General features: G+C 67.8%; 3 protein-coding genes. All 3 read right to left on the bottom strand.

Translation table 11 applies throughout. The features are described 5' to 3' along the window. Positions 1–107: 107 nt before the first annotated feature. The 3 genes from BUS42_RS15825 to BUS42_RS15815 all read right to left on the bottom strand — a co-directional run bounded on the left by BUS42_RS15825 (position 108) and on the right by BUS42_RS15815 (position 22,758). Positions 108–1,763 carry a cyclic peptide export ABC transporter gene (locus BUS42_RS15825; RefSeq protein ID WP_074307798.1) on the bottom strand — a complete coding sequence of 552 codons (1,656 nt, stop codon included), beginning with the start codon at positions 1,761–1,763 and terminating at the stop codon, positions 108–110. A gap of 178 nt (positions 1,764–1,941) precedes the next feature. Next, positions 1,942–7,824: an amino acid adenylation domain-containing protein gene (locus BUS42_RS15820; protein WP_083670233.1), complete on the bottom strand. Its 5,883-nt coding sequence runs from the start codon at positions 7,822–7,824 to the stop codon at positions 1,942–1,944. 363 nt (positions 7,825–8,187) lie between these two features. Next, positions 8,188–22,758, bottom strand: coding sequence for a hybrid non-ribosomal peptide synthetase/type I polyketide synthase (locus tag BUS42_RS15815; protein ID WP_074307796.1), 14,571 nt, complete (start codon positions 22,756–22,758; stop codon positions 8,188–8,190). Between the last annotated feature and the right edge of the window lie 3 nt (positions 22,759–22,761).

Raw genomic sequence — 22,761 nt, 5'->3', positions numbered from 1 at the left:
GAGTCGGTATCCATGAAGGCTAAGCGTCCTTGCTCGATTCCCGTGATGGTAAAGGGCTTGGATTCCTTGATCCAAGGGAAATTCTGTCGTCTCTCATGAGGGGCCGGTCAACGCATCGTTCGGCCCGGAGCCACGTCGAGCTCGCCCGCCGTGATCCGTCCCGAGTCGAGGTAGATCAGGCGGTCCGCCACGTGGAAGTAATCTTCGTCGTGGCTGATGACGATGAGGGTCTTCCCGCGGGCGCGCCACTCGGGAAGGATCTCGAGATAGAACGTTTTCTTGAAATGAGGGTCCTGGTGCGACGCCCATTCGTCGAGGATGCAAATCGGCCGATTCTCGAGGAGGGCCCCCAGGAGCGCCAGCCGCTTCCGCTGCCCTTGCGAGAGGTCGGTGGTCGAGAAGGCCCCGCGCTCGACGCGAACGTGCTCGTCCATTTCGAGCCGCGCCAGCTCCCGGGTGGCGCGTTCGTCGAGGCCGTCCGACTCGAAGCCGAGGAGCGTCTTGAACAGGTGGCCGTCGGCGAAGACGGCCGAGAAGAGCTGGCGGTAGTCCTCCTGGTCGTCGGCGGTGACGGTTCGGCCATCGACCTGAATCGTCCCTTCCTCACTCGCATAGAGGCCCGAGATCAGCTTGACCAGGGTCGTCTTGCCGCTACCGTTGCCGCCGACCAGGAACACGATCTCCTCGGGACGAAGCGTCAGATCGATCGGACCCAGGGAGAAACCTTCGGGATCGTTCGCGTGCCGGTAGACGTATTTGACCCCTGAGAGCGTGATGGCCGACTGGAATTCAACCCGTCTGGACTGAGTTGCATTGTCGGCGGCATCCGGGGTGTCGCATGTCTGGATCGAAGGGTCGAGGGCCTGGATCCTCCGTAGCGAGATCCCGGCCCGTCCGAGGATCGGCACCCAGGCGAGCACGACGTCGAGCGGCGACATGATGAAGAGGACGACCAGCGTCGCCCCGGCGAGCGCTTGGCGGCCGACGTCGACCACGCTCGGGAGCACGAAGAGGACGAACCCGATGAACCCGAAGAACGCCAACTGGCCCCAGCTCGCCGCCAACGCATAGAACGTGAGGCCGGCTGAGTTGCGATCCCGGACCGTCGCCGTCGAGGCACGAAGGCAGTCCTCAAGGAACGCCTCCCGCCGCGCCCGGTGCAACTTCAACTCGCGGAACCCATCGATCAACGAGCGGAAGTGGCCGACCAGGACGTCTTGCTCGGCCCGAGCCCGCGTGAGTTGCCGCACGCCGTTGCTCATCAAATAGGTGTTCATGGCGATCGCGGGGACCGTGAACAGGAGCCCGCAAACGAGAACCGGAGGGGAGAGCCAGCCGACATAGACGAGGCAGGCGAGCACGATCGGCAGGTTGATGCCGAGCAGTGGAACCCCCGCCAGGCCATTGGCGACGGTGAGCACGTCCTCGGTCAGGACCGCCACTAATGCTCCGGAGTCGAGCTCCTCGAAGCGGCGCAAGGGAGCGGAGAGGATTTTTCGACAGATGTGCAGGCAGAGCTTGAAGACCGTTTCCTGCCCGATCCGGACCATCGAAGCTTGGGCGATCACTCGCGCCAGGGCCGCCACCAGACAGAGCGCGGCGAAGGCCAGGCCCAGCCGCGACGACGAGGCCGGGGTCTGGCCGAGCTCCGCATGGATCAAGGCGATCAGGCCGACCCCACTCAAGCCGCTGACGAGGCCCGCGGCCAGCGAGAGTGCGATGACGCCTTTGGACGCACGCAGCAAAAATAAGAGAAGGTTCATGACAGGACGCTTTCTTCAGTCTCGCCGATCAGGGGGGCTGTCTCGTTTCCGGCTCAGTCGCGTTTCCCTGGGACCGCGGGCGACCCGCCCGCATTCTTCTTTTTTTGTCTTTTCCTAGTTGCGGGCGAAACCTGGTGGATCGTGTCCACCCAACGAAAAACCGACTCTCTAATATGCCTTAGGGTTTTGCTGTGAGCTCCGCTTCGACGATCTTGGCCAGAGCTTCGACGGTCGGAGTTTTCAGCAACGAATAGTGATTGCCGGGAAGGACGTGGGTGGTGACTCCTTCGGTCGCCAGCGCACTCCATCCCATGGTGGAATCGAACAGACCTTCACCCATGGGCCCGGGGGCGCGGATCAGGACTGGCCGGCCCGCGAACGGTTCGGGGGTGTAGCCTGAGAGGGCGAGGAAGTTTGCCTTGAACACGGCTTGGAGCCGCTCCAACCGCTCGCGACCGAACTCGGCGGCGAGTTGCTCGGCGATCTGAGCGCCCTGGGTGACCAGGTCGCCCCAATCCTCGCCCGAGCCGGACCCCGCGGAGACGCCCGAGGAGGCTCGGGTCAGGTCCATGAGGAAGGCGGCATCGATCTGGTCGTCGGAGATCGGACCGACGTTGCCCAAGGCGCCGGCCATCGTCTGGCTGTCGATCAGGACCAGCGTGGCGACTTGTTGGCCGGCGGCTTGTAGTTGCCGGGCCATCTCGAACGCGATGACGCCCCCCAGCGACCACCCGCCGAGGTGGTACGGCCCTTCGGGCTGGACGTCTCGAATCGCCCCGAGATAGCGGGCGGCCATCAGGTCCAGGCGGGTCTCGGCGGGTTGATCCCCCTCGAGCCCGGCCGCTTGCAACCCGTAGACGGGGCGATCGGCCCCGAGGTGGCGGGCTAGCTCGTGGTAGCAGAGCACGTTGCCGCCGATCGGATGAACGCAGAAGAACGGCCGACCGGTTCCGGAGGGGCGAATCGGCACCAAGGGCGACCATACGCTCGCTTGTGCATGATTTCCGCCTCGTAAGGTGGCGGCGAGATCCTCGATCGTCGCTCCCAGGAAGAGGGTCGAGAGCGAGAGCTTGCGGCCGAATCGCTCCTCGATCCGGGCGGTCAGACGGACGGCGAGCAGGGAGTGGCCCCCCAGGTCGAAGAAGTCGTCGGTGACGCCCACCGGGTGAACATTTAAGAGCTCTTCCCAGATCCGGACGAGATCCTGCTCGACCTCGTCGCGGGGGGCAACGACCGCTCCGGCCCGCGCGGTGCCTGTCCCTTCGATCGGCGGCAGGGCGTTGCGGTCCACCTTGCCCGAGCTGGTCTGCGGAAGCGCGTCGAGCACGATGAACGTGGAGGGGATCATCGGCCGGGGTAACACGTCGAGAAGTCCGCGACGGAGCGTCTCAGGCGCGATCGTGTGCCCGGGGCGGGGCACGACGTAGGCGACGAGCGACTTGTCCCGGGCGACGGCCGCCACCGCCTCGCGGACGTCGGGGTGCTGGACCAGGGCCGCCTCGACCTCCGCCAGCTCGATCCGGAATCCGCGGACCTTGACCTGATGGTCGATCCGACCCACCAACTCGAGGTTGCCGCTGGGAAGCCAGCGGGCGAGGTCCCCCGTCTTGTAGAGCCGTTCGCCCGGGCTTTCGGCGAACGGGTTCGGGACGAATGCCGCGGCCGTCAGCGCGGGGCGACGGTGATAGCCACGCGCCAGCCCGAGGCCCCCGACGTGCAGCTCCCCCGGTACGCCCACGGGAACCGGCTGCAAGTTGCGGTCAAGAACATACACGCGACTGTTGTTCAAAGGCCGGCCGATCGGCACGGGCCGGTTTACTGGCCGGTCGGCCAGGGACCCTTCAAAGAAGGTGCTGTCGATGGTCGCTTCGGTCAGGCCGTACGAGTTGACGATCCGGGTCGTCGGCCCCGCCAGGCGACGGAGCCGTTCATATTCGCCGGCGTGCCAGAGGTCGGAGCCGACCACGAGGAGCTCCAAGAAGTCGAGCGACTTGCCGGACTCCTCCAGGTATGGCAGCAGGTTCTCGATCACTGTCGGGACGAACTCAGCGCAGGTCACGCGCTCGCGGACCATCAACGCGTGGAGCGCTGGCGGGTCGAGCAAGGTCTCGCGCGGACAGAAGACCAGCGTTCCCCCCGAGCCGAGGGCACGGACCCAGTCGCCCGTGAACACGTCGAAGGCGAAGTTGGCCATCTGGAGGTGGCGGGTGCCGGCCTGCTCCAGGCCATACGCCTCGTTCCAGGCGTCAAACGTGGCCGCCAGGCTGGCATGACTGACCGCGACCCCCTTGGGCTGGCCCAGGCTCCCCGAGGTTGAGATCACGTAGGCGAGGTTCGCGGGCTTCGCGGTCGCCGGCAGCCGATCGTCGGACTGGCTGGCGATGATCTGTTGATCGGTATCGAGGTCGACGATCAGGGCGTGGGAGGATGGCAGGCCAGCCCGGAGCGTGGCGTCGGTCAGGAGGATCTGAGCTTGCGCATCGTCCAGGATCGCCGCGAGCCGCGGTTTCGGCAGGGTCGGATCGAGCGGGAGATAGGCACCCCCGGCCTTGAGGACGGCAAGTAGGCCGACGATTTTTGCGAACGGATCGGCGACGGCGATGGCGACCGGGCGCTCGGGCGTGACCCCCAGGGTTTGGAGATGGCGGGCAAGCTGGTTCGCTTTGCTGTCGAGTGCGCCGTAGCGGAGCTGGGCATCGCCTGAGACCAGGGCGACGGCCTCGGGCGTGTGTTCGGCTTGCTCCTCGAAACGGTGGTGGATACAGGCTGCCGCCTTGCTGGCTGCCTGCTCGACCGTGGCCCGGCTCGCCGCGCCGACCAGGTGCAGGCGCTCGGGCTCGGTGAGAATCGGCAGGCGGGAGAGTCGTTGTTCGGGGTCGGCGGCGATCGCTTCCAGCAAGGTCAGGAAGTGGTCGAGCATCCGCGCGATCGTGGCTTCGTCGAAGAGCTCGGTGTTGTACTCGACACCTCCGGCCAGGCCGTGCCCACTCTCCTCGAGGGCGAGCGTGAGATCGAACTTCGCCGTCCCGTTCCCCGCGCCCACGAACAAGGGCTCGAGCGTCAGGTCGCCCCCCGCGATGTCGGGCATCGGGGCGTTTTGAAGCACGAACATCACCTGGAACAAGGGGGTGCGGCTCAGGTCGCGGGGCGGCTGGATGATTTCGATCAGTTTGTCGAGCGAGAGGTCCTGGTGCTCGTAGGCTTCGAGGGCCACCTGGCGGACCCGGCCCAGGAGTTCGCGGAAGCTGGGGTCGCCCGAGAGGTCGGCGCGAAGCGCCAACATATTTACGAAGTAGCCGATCAGCCCTTCGATTTCCGCACGGTTGCGGTTGGCGATTGGCGTGCCGACGGCGAAGTCGTCCTGCCCCGAGTACCGGTGCAAGAGCGTCTGGAAGGCCGCGAGCAAGACCATGAAGGTGGTCGCCCCTTCGCGGCGTCCCAGGGCCTCGAGTCTGGCGGTCAGGTCGGGCCCGATCGCGAACAGACGGTTCGCCCCCCGCGCGGCCCGAACCGCCGGCCGAGGCCGGTCGGTGGGGAGCTCCAGGGGGGAGACCCCCGCGAGCTGCTTCGTCCAGTAGCCGATCAAACCCTCGAGGACGTCCCCTTGCAGCCAGTTCCGCTGCCAGGTGGCGAAGTCGGCGTACTGGATCGGCAACTCGGGCAACGGGGACGGCAGGCCGGCCCGACGGGATTCATACAAGGCCGCCAGCTCACGCACCGCAACGCCGAACGACCATCCGTCTGTGACGATATGATGCATCGTCAACAAGAGCACATGATCGAACTCGCCCAGGCGGAGCAGGGCGGCGCGCACGAGCGGCCCTCGAGCGAGGTCGAACGGGCGCCTGGCCTCTTCGTGGGCGAGCCGCTCGGCCTCGGCCTCACGACGCGGTTCGGGCCAGTGGCGAAGATCCTCCACCGCAAGAAAAAGCTCGCGAGCGGGGGCGATCACCTGGATCGGGCTGCCATCGCTCATGGCGAACGTGGTCCGCAACGCGTCGTGGCGGCGAACGATTTCGTTGAAGGCGTGCTCGAGTGCCTTGATGTCGAACGGCCCTTTGAGTCGCGCGGCACCGTTGATATTGAACGTCGGCTGCCCCGGCGCGAGCCGGTCGAGAAACCAGAGCGACTGCTGCGCCAGCGACGCCGGCGCCGATCCGCCCCGCGGCCCCGCCACGATCGGCGGCGCGATCGTTTTTGGGGTTGCTTGGCGAAGGCTGTCGAGGCGTTCCGCCAGCGAGGCGACGGTGGTCGCTTCGAAGAGAGTCCGGAGCGGGATGTCGGTCTTGAAGGTCTCGCGGAGTCGCGAGACCACCTGGGTGGCGAGGAGCGAGTGGCCGCCGAGCTCGAAGAAGTTATCGTGGATCCCGACACGTTCCCGCTTGAGCACGAGTTCCCAGGTCTGGGCGACGAGCGCCTCGGACGGGGTGCGAGGCGCCTCGTACGGTTCGCCCGAGGTGAGGCTATTGGCCTCGGGATCGGGGAGCGCCTTGCGGTCGACCTTGCCGTTGGGGGTGAGCGGCAAGGCGTCCAGGAGCACGAACGCGGAGGGGATCATCGGCTCGGGGAGCCTGGGCTTGAGCCAGCGGCGGAGCTCAGTGGCGGTGGTTTGCGCGTCGTCGGTCGTGACGAGGTAGGCAACCAATTGAGCATTGCCTTGCGCGTCGGGTCGTGCCACGGCGACGGCGGCCTGGACGCTCGGATGGTCGTGAAGCGCGTCCTCGACTTCGCCGAGCTCGATGCGGTGTCCGCGGATCTTGACCTGATGGTCGAGCCGGCCGAGGCATTCGAGGGTGCCGTCGGCCCGCCAGCGGGCGAGGTCACCGGTCTGGTAGAGCCGCGCGCCCGGTTTTCCGAACGGGTCGGGGTGGAACCGTTCGGCGGTGAGCGCGGGGCGGTCGAGATAGCCCCGCACCACCCCCTCGCCGCCGATGTAGAGTTCGCCGGCGACACCGACCGGAACCGGCTGCATCCTGGCGTCGAGGATGTAGACCTGAGTATTGGCGATCGGCCGGCCGATGGAGACGGTGCCGGTGCCGGTTTCCACCGGGGCGGCGGTGGACCAGACGGTGGTCTCGGTCGGCCCGTAGAGGTTCCAGAGCGCGTCGGCTTTGGGGAGCAATCGCTCGGCGAGTTCGCGGGGCATGGCCTCGCCGCCGCAGAGGATGGAGAGTCCGGGTTGTCCGTCCCAGCCGGAGTCGAGGAGGAGCCTCCAGGTGGCGGGGGTGGCCTGGAGGAACCGGGCGTCGCCGTCGCGGAGTCGTTTGGCGAGTCGTGGACCGTCACTGGCCTCGTCGCGGCTGGCGAGCTCGATCCGAGCGCCGACGACGAGTGGCAAGAAGAGCTCGAGGACGGCGATGTCGAAGGAGAGCGTGGTGACGGCGAGGAGCGAGTCGGCGGCTTCGAGTCCGAGGAGGGCTCGCATGGCGAGAATAAAGTTGGTGAGGGCGTGATGAGGGATCATGACGCCCTTGGGCTTGCCGGTAGAGCCCGAGGTGTAGATGACGTAGGCGAGGCTCGCGGGGTGGGGAGACACATCGGGGGGCCGGGTCCCGTCATGCCGTTCGAGCTCGGCGCGGTCGTTGTCAAGGAGGATCGTGGGGGCGCCCGTGTCCGGGAGCAGGTTCTGGATGTTTCGATGCGTCAGCAGGATCGCGGCCCGTGAGTCGCGAAGCATGAACTCGAGGCGGTCGCGGGGGTACTCGGGGTCGAGGGGGAGGTAGGCGGCGCCTGCTTTGAGGACAGCGAGGAGTGCGACGAGCATGTCGGGCGATCGCTCGGTGCAGAGGGCCACGAGCGTATCGGGTCCGGCGCCCAGGGTTCGGAGCTGGTGCGCGAGCTGGTTGGCGGCGTTGTCGAGCTGGGCGTAGGTGAGCGATCGGCCGTCGGCGTCGATCACGGCCGTGGCGTCGGGCGTACGTCCGGCTTGCGCCTCGAACAAGCGATGGGCGATCGTTTCTTCCCGGATCGCTCCGCCGGCCTTCTCACGAAGCAGGCGTGTCAGCAAGGCACGCTTCTGCTCGGGCGTCAGGTTGGCGGTCGTTTTGAGAATGTGGCTCATTTTGCAGCCCCGGTGGGACGGCCGTGAATCGCCCTGGTCTTGCCCGAACAGTCGCCCCTTCGGGGCTGCCAAGCATAAATATGTCGAATGCTTGCCAGGGACTGGTTCGGAATTCGTCGAGTCTGTCGGAAGGAAACCGGGCCGTCTGTCTGCCTCTTAGGCCGAAATTTGCGGGAGAAACGCGTTCCCACGCTCTGCGGCCCCACCCGCTGGGGGAGCCGACGCGGAGCGTCGCAGACAGCATTCCCACGCAGAGCGTGGGAACGAGATCCCGGTATTCTTGCGACAGTCTCGATGAATAGAGGATTCATATTGATGGAAATATTAGGGATATTTCGGCGAAAACGATCGCTCGGTGTCTCGTCAGCTTTCCTCATCGACCAGCAGACTCTGGAGCAAGGATTCCACCTCCTCGTCGGAGAGGCCGTCGAGGTCGTGCGCGTGATCGAGTATGCCGTTCTGGTGGTGGACCGGCTTTGGTCGTTCGGGAGCGGTCGGAGATGACGGCAACGGGGCGTTTTCACGGTCGGTGTTCCAGTCGACGAGGACCCGTTGGCGTTCGTCGTCGGTCAATAGCGGCAGGTCGGCCAGGGAGGTCTCGGGGTTGGCGACGATGCCTTCCAGCAAGGTTCGGAACCAGCCGAGCATCCGGTCGACGGTGTCGCTCTCGAACAGGTCGGTGGCGTACTCCAGGGCCGCGTTGAGGCCCTGTTCGGTTTCGGTCAGCTTGAGCGTGAGGTCAAACTTCGCGGTGCCGGCCGCGGGTTCGAGGACGCTCATCGTCAGGCCGGCGGTCGCCAACGGGGGCAGAGGCGCGTTCTGGAGGATGAGCATCGCCTGGAACAAGGGGGAGCGGCTGGGGTCACGGTCCGCGGCCACCGCCTCGACGATTTGCTCGAACGGCAGATCCTGATGTGCGAAGGCGTCGAGGACGATCGGCTTGGTCCGTTGGAGGAGCTGCCGGAAGCTCAGTTCGCCGGAGAGTTCGTCGCGGAGCACCAGCGTGTTGACGAAGAGGCCGATGAGTCCCTCGGTTTCGGAGCGAGTCCGTCCCGCGACGGGCGACCCGACGGCGATGTCGTTTTGACCCGAAACGCGATGCAAGAGCGTTTGGAAGGCGGCGATCAAGGTCATGAAGAGGGTGGCCCCTTCCTGTCTCGCGAGGTTGCGGAGCTCGTCGAGCAGGGGGAGCGCGAGGACCGTGGCGCGTTCGCCCCCTTGATGAGTCAAGGCGGGGGGACGAGGCCGGTCGGTCGGGATCTCGAGCGGGGTCACGCCGGCAAGTTGTTTGGTCCAGTAGGCGAGCTGATTGTCGAGGTTCTCGCCTTGCAGCCACTGGCGCTGCCAGAGGGCGTAGTCGGCGTATTGGATCGGCAATGCGGGCAGCGGCGAAGGCCGGCCTTGGGCGAAGGCGTCGTAGAGCGCTCCGGCCTCGCGGACGAGCACGCCGAGCGACCAGCCGTCGGCGATGACGTGGTGCAAGGTCAGCAGGAGGATGTGCTGGCGGCTTTCGAGACAGAGCAAGGCCGCATGAATCAAGGGGCCGTGCGCGAGGTCGAACGGGCGCTGGGCCTCGTCTTCCATCCGGTTGGCGACCTCGGCCCGGCGCCGATCGGGGGGCCAGGTGGAGAGGTCGGTCGTGGGCAAGGCGACGGTCAGTTCGGGAGCGAAGACCGGGATTGGCCGTCCGTCCTCGGCGCGGAAGTGGGTCCGGAGCGATTCGTGGCGGCGGACCACCTCGTCGAGGGCGCGTTGGAGGGCGATCGTGTTGAGCGGTCCGTCGATTTTGATCGCGAGCGGGATGTTGTAGAGCGGGCTCCCCGGCTCGAGCTGGTCGAGGAACCAGAGCCGCTGCTGGGCGAACGAAGCGGGGAGCGGGTCTCGATCCCGAGGCGCGGGCCGCAACGGCGGTGCGTTCGTCCCTCGACTGGCCTGCTGGAGCGTTTCGAGCCGTTCCGCCAGCGCGGCGACGGTGGTCGCCTCGAAGAGAGTCCGGAGCGGGATGTCGGTGTCGAAGGCGTCACGGAGTCGCGAGACCACCTGGGTGGCGAGGAGCGAGTGGCCGCCGAGCTCGAAGAAGTTATCGTGGATTCCCACACGTTCCCGCTTGAGGATTTGCTCCCATGTCTGCGCGACGAGACTCTCGGCCTTGGTCCGAGGCGCCTCGTACGGTTCTCCCGAAGCGATGACCTGCGTGACGGGATCGGGGAGCGCCTTGCGGTCGACCTTGCCGTTGGGGGTGAGCGGCAAGGCGTCCAGGAGCACGAACGCGGAGGGGATCATCGGCTCGGGGAGCCTGGGCTTGAGCCAGTGGCGGAGTTCGGCGGCGGTGGTTCGCGTGGCGTCGGTCGTGACGAGGTAGGCAACCAGTTGAGCATTGCCTTGCGCGTCGGGTCGTGCCACGGCGACGGCGGCCTGGACGCTCGGATGGTCGTGAAGCGCGTCCTCGACTTCGCCGAGCTCGATGCGATGTCCGCGGATCTTGACTTGATGGTCGAGGCGGCCGAGGCATTCGAGGGTGCCGTCGGCCCGCCAGCGGGCGAGGTCACCGGTCTGGTAGAGCCGCGCGCCCGGTTTTCCGAACGGGTCGGGGTGGAACCGTTCGGCGGTGAGTGCGGGGCGGTCGAGATAGCCCCGCACCACCCCTTCGCCGCCGATGTAGAGTTCGCCGGCCACGCCGATCGGGACCAGTTGGAGCTGGGCATCAAGGATGTAGATCTGGGTATTGGCGATCGGCCGGCCGATGGAGACATTGCCGGTGCCGGTTTCCACCGGGGCGGCGGTGGACCAGACGGTGGTCTCGGTCGGCCCGTAGAGGTTCCAGAGTGCGTCGGCTTTGGGGAGCAATCGCTCGGCAAGTTCGCGGGGCATGGCCTCGCCGCCGCAGAGGATGGAGAGTCCGGGTTGTCCATCCCAGCCGGAGTCGAGGAGGAGCCTCCAGGTGGCGGGGGTGGCCTGGAGGAACCGGGCGTCGCCGTCGCGGAGTCGTTTGGCGAGTCGTGGACCGTCACTGGCCTCGTCGCGGCTGGCGAGCTCGATCCGAGCGCCGACGACGAGTGGCAAGAAGAGCTCGAGGACGGCGATGTCGAAGGAGAGCGTGGTGACGGCGAGGAGCGAGTCGGCGGCTTCGAGTCCGAGGAGGGCTCGCATGGCGAGAATAAAGTTGGTGAGGGCGTGATGAGGGATCATGACGCCCTTGGGCTTGCCGGTGGAGCCCGAGGTGTAGATGACGTAGGCGAGGCTCGCCGCGTCGTGACGGACGTCGGGGGGAGCGCCGCCGTCGTGGCGCTCGAGCTCGGCGCGGTCGTCGTCAAGGAGGATCGTGGGGGCGCCCGTGTCCGGGAGCAAGTTCTGGATCTTTCGATGCGTCAGCAGGATCGCGGCCCGTGAGTCGCGAAGCATGAACTCGAGGCGGTCGCGGGGATACTCGGGGTCGAGGGGGAGGTAGGCGGCGCCTGCCTTGAGGACACCGAGGAGTGCGACGAGCATGTCGGGTGATCGCTCGGTGCAGAGGGCAACGAGCGTGTCGGGTCCGGCGCCCAGGGCTCGGAGCTGGTGCGCGAGCTGGTTGGCGGCATGGTCGAGCTGAGCGTAGGTGAGCGATCGGCCGTCGGCGTCGATCACGGCCGTGGCGTCGGGCGTGCGGCCGACTTGCGCTTCGAACAAGCGAGGGACCGACGACCCGTCAGGCACTTTGATCCCGGTGTCGTTGCACGCGACGACGAGTTGGTCGCGTTCGCCCGCGCTCAGGAGCGGCAGGTTGGCCAGCGGCGTCTCCGGGGCGGCGACGATCCCTTGCAGCAAGGTTTCGAACCAGCCGAGCATCCGGTCGACCGTGCTGGCGTCGAACAGGTCGGTGCTGTATTCGAGGGCCGCGTTGAGGCCCTGATCGGTTTCGGTCAGCTTGAGTGTGAGGTCGAACTTGGCGGTCTCGACGGGAGGCTCGAGGACGCTCAATGTCAGGCCGGCGGTGGCCAAGGGGGGCAGAGGCGCGTTCTGAAGGATGAGCATCGCCTGAAACAAGGGGGACCGACTGGCGTCGCGCTGACCGGCCACGGCCTCGACGATTTGCTCGAACGGCAGGTCCTGATGGGCGAAGGCGTCGAGGACGATCGGCTTGGTGCGCCGAAGCAGGTCCCGGAAGCTCAAGTCCCCGGAGAGCTCGGCGCGGAGCACGAGCGTATTGAGGAAGAAGCCGATGAGTCCCTCGGTCTCGGGCCGGGTCCGTCCCGCGACGGGCGACCCGACGGCGATGTCGTTCTGCCCCGAGACCCGATGCAGGAGCGTCTGGAAGGCGGCGATCAGGATCATGAAGAGGGTGGCCTCTTCCTGTCGCGCGACCTTGCGGAGCTCGTCGAGCAGGGGGAGCGCGAGGACCATGGAACGCTCGCCGCCTCGATAGGAGAGGGCAGGGGGACGAGGGCGATCGGTCGGGATCTCGAGCGGGGTCACGCCGGCAAGCTGCTGGGTCCAGTAGGCGAGCTGGGGATTGAGGGTTTGGCCTTGGAGCTCTTGGTGCTGCCAGCGGGCGTAGTCGGCGTACTGGATCGGCAACTCGGGGAGCGGGGAAGGCCGGCCGTGAGCGAACGCGTCGTAGAGTGCGCCTGCTTCTCGGATCAGAACACCGAGCGACCAGCCATCGGAGATGATGTGGTGCATGGTCAGGAGCAGGACGTGCCGCGTGGGCTCGAGGCGGAGCAGGTCCGCGTGGATGAGCGGTCCGTCGGTCAGGTTGAACGGGCGTTTGGCCTCGTTGTTGATCCGTTTCGCCACCTCGGTTTGGCGATCGTCGAGGGGCCAGGAGGAGAGGTCGATCCGGGTCAACGGGAGTGCGACCACCGGTTCAAAGACCTGGATCGGTCGTCCCTCCAGGGCCTGGAACGTGGTCCGGAGCGATTGGTGGCGGCGGACCACCTCGTCGAGCGCCTGGTGGAGCGCGTTCGAGTCGAGCGGCCCGTCGATCTGAATGGCGAGCGGGATGTTGTAGAGCGGGCTCCCCGGCTCGAGCTGGTCGAGGAACCAGAGCCGTTGCTGTGCGAACGAGGTCGGGACGGGCCCTTCCGACGGTCCGGCGACGATCGAGGGGGCGTGAGTGAACGCTACTCCCCTTGTGTCTTGCTGGAGCGTTTCGAGGCGTTGCGCCAGTGCGGTGACGGTGGTCGCCTCGAAGAGGGTCCGGAGCGGGATGGCGGTATTGAAGGCATCGCGGAGTCGCGAGACCACCTGGGTGGCGAGGAGCGAGTGGCCGCCGAGCTCGAAGAAGTCGTCGTGGATCCCCACACGTTCACGCTTGAGCACAAGTTCCCAGGTCTGGGCGACGAGGGTCTCGGCCGGGTTGCGAGGCGCCTCGTACGGTTCGCCCGAGCTGAGGCTGTTGGCCTCGGGATCGGGAAGTGCCTTGCGGTCGACCTTGCCGTTGGGGGTGAGCGGCAAGGCGTTCAGGAGCACGAACGCGGAGGGGATCATCGGCTCGGGGAGCCTGGGCTTGAGCCAGCGGCGGAGTTCGGCGGCGGTGGTTTGCGCGTCGTTGGTCGTGACGAGGTAGGCGACCAGTTGAGCATGGCCTTGCGCATCGGGTCGCGCCAGGGCGACGGCGGCCAGGACGCTCGGATGGTCGTGAAGCGCGTCCTCGACTTCACCGAGCTCGATACGATGTCCGCGGATCTTGACTTGATGGTCGAGCCGGCCGAGGCATTCGAGGGTGCCGTCGGCCCGCCAGCGGGCGAGGTCCCCGGTCTGGTAGAGCCGCGCGCCCGGTTTTCCGAACGGGTCGGGGAGGAACCGTTCGGCGGTGAGCGCGGGGCGGTCGAGATAGCCGCGCGCCACGCCTTCGCCGCCGATATAGAGTTCGCCGGCCACGCCGATCGGGACGGGCCGCATCCCGGGGTCGAGGACGTAGATCTGGGTATTGGCGATCGGCCGGCCGATCGGGACGATCCCCGTTTCTTGATGGTCACAGAGATGAACAGTACACCAGACGGTCGCCTCGGTGGGGCCGTACTCGTTGAACAGGTCGGTCGCGGGGAGCAGGGTCCGGAGCCGGTCGGGCAGGTCGCGGGGGCAGAAGTCGCCCGCGACGATGACGGTCGTCAGGCTGGCCAAGCTTGCATGGGGGGCCTCGTCGAGGACCAGGTTCAAGAGCGAGGGGACGCAGAGCAGGTGGGACACCTGTTGGCGTTGCACGAGGTCGGCGATTGCGGCCGGGTCGGCTTGGGACCCCCGCGCGGGGAGCACGAGCGTTCCCCCTTGGCTGAGGGTCCAGAAGATCCCGGCCACCGAGCTGTCGAAGGCGAACGATGAGAGCAGCAAGAAACCGCGGACCGGCTGGCGGTAGCGGAGGAACCGCACCTCGGTCGAGTGGACCAGGTTCCGATGCGCGACCGGCACCCCCTTGGGCTTGCCCGTGGAGCCCGACGTGTAGATCACATAGGCCAGGTTGTCGGGGTGCAAGTCGACGAGCGGCGGGCGTCCTGGGTCCTGTCCGGCGATTTCCTCGGCGTGATCGAGCAGGATGACCCGGCCCTTGAAGTCGTCCGGCAAGACGCTGAGCAGCCGCTCCACGGTCAAGATCAGGGAGACCCGCGCATCGTCGAGCATCGTGGCCAGGCGGTCGCGCGGGTAGTCCGGGTCGAGCGGGAGGTAGGCAGCCCCTGCCTTGAGGATGGCGAGGATGCCGACGATCATCTCGGGTGAGCCGTCGACGCAGAGTCCGACCCGTGAGTCGGGGCTGACCCGTTGCGCGACGAGGTGATGGGCCAGCCGGTTCGCCTTGACGTCGAGCTCGGCGTAGGAGAGCGACCGACCGTGGGCATCGATGACGGCGATGGCGTCGGGGGCGTTCTTGGCTTGCCCCTCGAACAGGCGATGGATGAACGACTCCGTGGGCGGTTCGACCGCGGTGTCGTTCCAATCGACGAGGACGCGTTGCCGCTCGGCGTCGCTGAGCAGCGGCAGGTCGGCGAGGTGGGTGTCGGGGGCGTCGGCGATCCCTTCCAGGAGGATCCGGAACCGCTCGAGCATGCGGTCGATGGTCTCGCGGTCGAACAGGTCGGTGCTGTACTCGAGCGAAGCCGCCAGGCCCGCGTCGGTCTCGGCCGTGGTCAACGCCAGGTCGAACTGGGCCGCGTGCTGTTCGAGGGCCACCGACTCCAGGGGGAAGCCGCCCAGGTCGAGTCGCGGGCCGTGCTCGCGGAGCGCGAACGGAGTCAGCCCTTCCTTATCGAGCCGCTGCGCTTTCTGGAAGGTGAACAAGACCTGAAAGAGGGGCGAGCGGCTGAGGTCGCGGGCCGGCTGGAGCCGTTCCACCAGCAGCGGGAACGGGTAATCCTGATGCTCCAGGCCGTCGTGGACGGTGCGGCGGGCGCGGCCGAGGAGTTCGGTGAAGGTCGGGTTCCCCGAAAGGTCGGCCCGGAGCGGCAACGGGTTGACGAAGTGACCGACTACCTGGCTCTGGCCTTGGTGGTCCCGGCCCGCGACGGGGGAGCCGACGATCAGGTCGTTCTGGCCGCTCTGCCGCGCCAGCAAGGCTTCGAACGCGGCGAGCAAGGTGACGTAAAGGCTTGTACCGTGCTCTCCTCCGAGCCGGGTCAAGCGCTGGATCAGCGCCTTGTCGAGATGGATCGTCCGCGCCGCTCCGTTCTGCGACTGGACCGCGGGGCGGGGCCGATCGGTCGGCAAGGCGAGCGTGGGAAGTGGGCCGGCCAGTTGGTCGCGCCAGTAGGCCCAGAGTCGCTCTCCGTCGGCTCCCGCCAGCATCTCGGCCTGCCAACGCACGTAGTCGGCGTACTCGATCGGCAGCGGGACGAGCGGGACCGGAATCCCGGCGCGCTCGGCCGGCACGATCAGGCCGAGCTCGTGGAGCAAGACGGCGACCGCCCAGAAGTCGCTGACGATATGATGAACCGCCAGGAGGAGGTAATGCTCCCGGGGCGAGCGCGAAAAGAGGGCGGTGCGGAAGAGCGGGCCAGTTTCGAGGTTGAACGGGCGGTCGGCCTCCTCGATCAGACGCTGATGGACGGCGGCCTCGTCCCAGGCGGAGACATCCTCGACCAGGAACGAGACCGGTGACGCCTCGTGGATCCGCTGGACGGGGCGACCATCGACCTCGGCGAAGGTGGTCCGGAGCGTGGCGTGGCGATCGACGAGGCGCTGAAGGCTGCGGCGGAGCACTTCGACGTCGACTTCGGCCGGCACGCGGGCTGCCCCCGCGATGTTGTAGGCGGTGCTCGAGGGATCGAGGCGATGCAGGTGCCAGAGCGATTGCTGGCCGAACGAGAGCGCGTGCTCGGTGACGGCCTGGCGGGCGGTTGGGCGCGCAGTCCGAGCCGTGGGAGCGTGGGCCTCGCCCAGTGCGATCGCCTGGTCGGCGAGCTCGGCGATGGTCGGCCCTGTCATCAGGCTCGTGAGCGGGAGGATCGTGCCGAGGTCGGCCTCGACGCCCCCCTTGAGCTCGATGGCCATCAGCGAGTCGAGTCCGAGCGTATTCAAAGGGCGGGCGGGGTCGAGCCGGTCGGGCTCGAGCCGGAGCACCCCCGCCACGCGCTCGCGGAAGTAGCGGACGAGCGTTTCGCGGCGCTGGTCGAGAGGGGCGGTCCGCCAGTTGGCCAGGTCTCCTTGACCGGAGTGTCGCTGTTCGCGTCGGGGGCGGCGGGGCTCCTCGAGCTTCTCGAGGAGATGCCGGTGCCCCCCCTCCGCATGCAGGAGTTTCAGGCCGGTCCAGTCGACGTCGGCTACGAAGGCTTGGGGCCTGCCTTCGTGGATCAGGCCTTCCAGGACGCGAAACGCGCGAGCGGGATCGAGGGCCTTGAAGCCGAGGAGCTGGAACGCCTTGATCCGGTCGGCCGAGGCCGCCATGCCGACCCCGGCCCAAGGGCCCCAGTTGACGCTCAGGACGGGTCGGCCATGGGCCGTTGCGGCGAGCGCGAAGGCGTCAAGAAACGCATTGGCGGCGGCGTAGTGTGCTTCCTTGGCCCCCAGGATCGATGCGACCGACGAGAACAAGGCAAAGAAGTCGAGCGGGAGGTCGCGGCTCAGCTCGTCCAGGATCCGGGTGCCGAGGACCTTGGGCCGGAGGACCGCGGAAACGGTTTTCCGGTCGAGGTCACGCGTGGTCGCGTTGGTGATGAGCCCCGCCGTATGGAGGATTCCCACGATCGGGGGAAGCGTCTCCCGGAGCCGCTCGAACAGCGCCGCCATGGCTTCGGGGTCGGCCACGTCGACGTGGCCGACCACCACCGTCGCACCCAGTCGCTCGAGATCCTCGATCGCCGCGACGGCTTTGCGGGCGCTGGCGCCGGCGGGGAGCTTGCCCCAGGTCGCTCGCGGAGGAAGGTTCCGCCGACTGACCAGCACGAGCCGGCGTGCTCCGCGTTCCGCCAGCCAACGAGCCGCTTGGAGCCCGAGCTCGCCGAGTCCTCCCGTGATCAGGTACGTCCCCTCGGGCCGCACGAGCGGCGTCCCGTGATGCGGGGCCGGCGCCTTGCGGCGGACCAGCCGTGGCACGTAACGCTCCTGGCCTCGCAAGGCGACCTGGTCCTCGCCGTCCCCGTCGAGGAGCTCGGCCGCCAGCGCGGCGGCTCCGCCGTCGCGGTCTTCGGGGGCAAGGTCGATCAGACCGCCCCAAAGCTCCGCGTACTCGAGTGCGATCGATCGGCCCATCCCCCAGAGAGGTGCTTGCGCCAGGCCTTGATTGTTCGTCGGCTTCGGCTTGTGAACCCCGTTTCCATTCAGGTAAACGGGCTTCGGCTCAGGACCCGGTTGGGCGCCTCGGGTCACCACCCAGAGCCTTGGCTTGGGCTGGCTCCCTTGGGTTTCGAGGTTCCCGAGGGCCTGGATCAAGGGGAGCACGCTGCCGACGCCCTTTTGCTCCGCGTCGTCGAGTTCGCCGCCACTGGGGCGAGGTGACGTTTCGGCGTCCAGGCTTCCCAGGTGAACGATGCCGCTATGTTTTTCGGTTTGAATCTGATGCGTGAGCCAGGCGAGGTCGAGGTCGGCACAGGCGACGAGCACGCACGAGACGCCCCGCGCTTCCAGGTGGGTTCGGAGCCCCTGGCCGACGCCGCGGGCGTCCGCGAGGATGAGCCAAGAACCGTTGCGACTTTCGGTGACCGCTCGATCCTTCGCGATCCAGTCCAGCTCGTAGAGCCAATCGGCAACGTCGGGGTCGAGCGGCTTGCCGTTCTTGGGGCCCGAATGACCGTTCCGCGCGGGGAGCTTGGCCGCGGGCTCGAGCCAGAACCGCTCGCGCTGCCAGGGATAGACAGGGAGTGGGACGCAATTCCCGGTGGGGGCGACGGCTGGCCAGTGGACGTCGGACCCGGCGGTATAGAGTGTGCCCAGCGAACGGAGCATGACCGTTCGATCGTCCTCGCCACGCCTGAGGGAGGGCAGGCTGATTCCCGGCCGGCCTTGCTGGCGGAGGATCCGGGTGATCGACGCCCCGAGCACCGGGTGGGCGCCGAGCTCCAGGAATAGGGTCGGGCGATCCTCGGCCAGTACGGTTTCGATCGCGGGGGCGAACCGGACGGTCTGCCGCAGGTTGCGGCCCCAGTAAGCGGCGTCGAGCGCTTCGCCAGCGATTGGTTTTCCGGTGACCGTCGAGACGAGAGGGATCGAGGTGGCTCGAGGCGCGAGTCTGGCCAGGGACTCGGCGAGCTCGCCGATCAGCGGGTCCATCTGCGGGCTATGGAAGGCGCAGTCGACGTCGAGGATGCGGGCAAAAATGTTTTGATGTTTAAGGTGGTCGACGAGCTCACGGACGGCGGTGGGATCACCCGAGACCGTGGTGAACTCCGGACCGTTGAGGGCGGCGATCGCGAGCCGGCCGGCCGAGGCATCGACGTGACCTTGGGCGTCGTCGGGTGCAAGCCCGAGGGCGGCCGTGAGCCCGAACCCGGCGACCCGCCGCATCAGGCGGCCGCGATGATAGGCGATCCGGAACGCGTCCTCGAGAGCCAAGGCGCCGGCGAGGTGGGCCGCGGCGATCTCGCCGAGGCTGTGGCCGACGATCGCGTCGGGCACGATCCCCCACGACCGCCAGAGCGCGGCGAGGGCGACTTGCAGGGCCAAGGTCACCGGCTGAGCGACCTCGGTCTCGGCGCTCGGCTCAGTCGGCTCGTCGGCCAGGAACTGGGCCATCAGCGACCAGCCGGCCAGCGGCTTGAAGCAGGCGTCGCACTGCTCGATGACGGCCCGGAAGACGGGTTCGCGGTCCAGGAGCAGGCGTCCGACCCCGCGCCACTTCGCTCCTTGGCCGGAGCAGACCAGGACGAGCTTCGACGGTTGTCCCGCGCCGACTTGTTCTTCAGAGGCCTCCGAAGCGAGCTGCGCGGCGGCCTCACCGAACGATCGGACGACTACGGCCCGGCGATGCTCGTGATGATTGCGGCGGACGCTCGCGGTATGGGTGATGTCTTGCAGTGAGATGCCGTTAAGTGAGGATGTCAGCATATTGCGATAAGATGTCGCGAGTTCGCGCAGCGCCTCGGGGCTGCGGGCGGAGAGCGGCAGCAGCACGGCCTCGTCGTCGCTCGAATCGTCGGCGTGGGCTCGAGCCGGGCTCGGGGCGGACTCGAGAACGACGTGCGCGTTGGTGCCGCCAAATCCGAAGGCGCTGACTCCGGCGCGGGCCGGCCCGTCGGTCGTTGGCCACGCCCGGAGCGTGCCTTGGACTTCGATCGCGAGCTTGGCAAACGGGATGTGTGGACTCGGGTTCTCAAAGTGGAGGCTGGGCGGGATCGTCCGGTGCTGGAGCGCGAGCACCGTTTTGATCAGGCCGGCGATCCCGGCGGCCGCTTCGAGGTGGCCGATGTTGGACTTGACCGTGCCGATCAGGCACGGTCGGTCCGCGGCCCGGCCCGCTCCCAGCACGTTGCCCAGGGCCCGCGCCTCGATCGGGTCGCCGAGCGCCGTGCCGGTGCCGTGGGCCTCGACGTACTGGACTTGATCGGGTGTGACCCCCGCCGCGCGATAGGCGTCGCGGAGGACCCCTTCCTGGGCCTGGCGGCTCGGTGCGGTCAGGCCGTTGGAGCGGCCGTCCTGGTTGACCGCCTCGCCTCGGATCAAGGCACGGATCGGGTCGCCGTCGGCTAGGGCTCGCGAGAGCGGCTTGAGCACGACGAACCCGGCCCCCTCGGCGCGGACATAGCCGTCGGCGCGGGAGTCGAACGCCTTGCAGCGGCCGTCGGGGGCGAGGAAACCAGCCTCGGCGAAGTTGGCGCCGATCTCGCGGGAGAGCAGGACGTTCACTCCACCGGCCAGGGCGAGCGTCGTCTCGCCGCTCCGGAGGCTCTGACAGGCGAGGTGGACCGCCACCAGCGACGACGAGCAGGCGGTATCAATCGCCAGGCTCGGGCCGCGGAAGTCGAGCAGGTACGACAGGCGATTCGCCGCGATGCTCGCGGCGTTGCCCGTCACGATATAAGGGTCAACCGAGTCCGCTCGATCCCATTGGAGCCGGCCGTAGTCGTTGGTCGAGATCCCGACGTAGACGCCGGTCCGTGTCCCCGCCAGCCGCCCGACCGCCTGGCCGGCATCTTCGAGCGCCTCCCAGGCGAGTTCCAGGAGCAGCCGCTGCTGGGGGTCGGTCCGGACCGCCTCGCGCGGCGAGATTCCGAAGAAGTCGGCGTCGAACCGATCGACCTGATCGAGAAAGCCCCCCCAAGGAGGAACTCCCTTGCTCGACCCGTTGCCCGTGGCGGTCTCCCAGCGATCGGCGGGCACCGCGCTAATCGCATCGACCCCGTCGCTCAGGAGCTTCCAGAACGCTTCCGGGCCATCGGCCCCCGGGAACCGGCAGCCGACCCCGATGATGGCGATCGGCTCGGCCGTGGCGCGACGGTCGCCTTCCTCGTCGTCCGCCCGGTCGTGTGCGACGCCGGCCAGGTGGCCGGCGAGTTCGTCGATCGTCGGGTACTCATAAACAAGCGTGGGCGAGAGTGGTTGCCCGAGCCAGTCTTGGAGCTCGCCCGCCAACCCGACCGCCTGGAGTGAGCTGAGCCCGTAACCGGCGAAAGGTGTTTTTGTGTCAATTTGTTCCGGCGGAAGCCCCAGAGTGCCGGCCAGCCGGGCGATCAACCAGGCCGCCACGTCGGCCCCCCGGGGGCGTTCGCCAGCCGCCTTGGGGTCGGCCGGGATCGAGACGAGGGGCGTTGGGGGCGACTCGCCGGTTCCCGATTCCTTGACCTGGGAGCCGACGACGTCGAGCGTCCCCGCGAGATAGAGCGCGCGGCTGGCCTGGCGCTGGACCTTGCCGCTGGAAGTCTTGGGGAGGCTCATCGCCTTGATCAGGCAGATGGCCTGAACGTCGAGCTCGTGCTGCTCGGCGACGGCGCGGCGGATCGCCAGGAGGATGGCACCGACGTCGCTGCCTTTGACCTGCCGCTCAACCTCGTGGACGACGACGAGCTGCTCGTCGCCGTCCACCTCCACCGAGAACGCCGCGCCCCCCTCGGGCCGGAGTGCGGGGTGGCTCTGTTCGACGGTCCACTCGACGTCTTGCGGGTAGACGTTGCGGCCCCGGACGATGATCAAGTCCTTGAGGCGGCCGGTGACGATCAGCTCGCCATCGGTGACGAACCCGAGGTCGCCGGTTCGAAGGAACGGCCCCTCGCCCGTGTCGGCCAGGGTCGCGTGAAAGCTGACTTCGGTGATCTCGGGTCGATTCCAGTAGCCCAAGGCGACGCTCGGGCTTGAGACCCAGATTTCACCGACCCGGTCGGCCGCGCAGCGGAGACGCGTCTCGGGATCGACGATGGCGACGACCTGCCCGGTCGGGATCCGCCCCGAGCTCACCAGGGAGCGAACGCCCGCCTCGTCGGCGCGGGCCGGGACGATCTGGTTTTGCTCGAGCGGGGCCGTCGCCAGCGAGACGACGACCGGCCGGGCCTCGGCGGGCCCCCCCGCGACGAGCAGGGTGGATTCGGCGAGGCCATAGCAGGGGAGGAAGGCCTCGCGACGGAATCCGCAAGGGGCGAACGCTTCGGCGAAGCGGTCGAGCGTTTCCGCTCGGACCGGCTCTGCGCCGTTGAAGGCGACCGCCCAGCGGCTCAGGTCGAGGCTCGCCCGCTGCTCGGCGGTCACCTTGCGGACGCAGAGGTCGTAGGCGAAGTTCGGGCCGCCGCTGATGGTCGCCCGCGTCTGCGAAATCGCTTGGAGCCAGCGGAACGGGCGTTGGAGGAAGGCGACCGGCGACATGAGCGTGCTGGTGCCACCGCAGTGGAGCGTTTGCAAGACGCCACCGATCAGTCCCATGTCGTGATGGAGCGGTAGCCAGAAGACCCCTCGGCTCGCTTCGGTCGAGGCGAAGCAACCGCCGATCAACTCCGAGTTCCGGACCAGGTTGCCGTGGCTGACCATGACTCCCTTGGCCGCCGCCGTCGAGCCGGAGGTGTACTGCAGGAAGGCCAGGGTCGCGGGGCTGGCGCCTGGGTTCTGCCAGGCATCGGCCAGGCGGTCGTCGAGACCGCCCCCAAGCCCGAGGTCGGTGGCGAGCCATTGGGGCTGTTCCAACTCGGGCACATGGGCGAACCAGCGGGGGGCCTCACCGCGCACGCTCTCGGTCGTCAGGACGGCCGCGGGGGTACAGTCGGCCACGATCGCCTTGAGCCGGGGCATCGGCCGGTTGGGCCGTGGCGGGTAAACCGGCACCGCGACCACGCCGGCATAGAGACAGCCGAAGAAGGCCGCGAGAAACTCCAAGCCGGGCGGATAGACCAGCAGCGCACGTTCACCGCGACGGAGCCGGTCCTGGAGGAGTCCACCGAGGATTCGCGCTCGCCGGTCGAGTTCCCCATACGTCAGGTGAAGATCCGCCTCGTCGCCGTCCTCGCGGAACACGAAGGCAGGCCGGTCAGGCTGTTGCAGGGCTCTCCAGCGGAGGACGTCGAGGAAGCTGGCGGGATCGTCGATGAATTCTGTGGGGTGTTGTGTCTTCATAGC

Source organism: Singulisphaera sp. GP187 (genome assembly GCF_900129635.1).
Taxonomy (GTDB): domain Bacteria; phylum Planctomycetota; class Planctomycetia; order Isosphaerales; family Isosphaeraceae; genus Singulisphaera.
This window is presented reverse-complemented; position numbering and strand designations above follow the sequence as displayed.

Excerpts from the sequence above, each read along its gene's own strand:
- BUS42_RS15825 (WP_074307798.1), bottom strand. The coding sequence starts at position 1,763 with ATGAACCTTCTCTTATTTTTGCTGCGTGCGTCCAAAGGCGTCATCGCA.
- BUS42_RS15820 (WP_083670233.1), bottom strand. The coding sequence starts at position 7,824 with ATGAGCCACATTCTCAAAACGACCGCCAACCTGACGCCCGAGCAGAAG.
- BUS42_RS15815 (WP_074307796.1), bottom strand. The coding sequence starts at position 22,758 with ATGAAGACACAACACCCCACAGAATTCATCGACGATCCCGCCAGCTTC.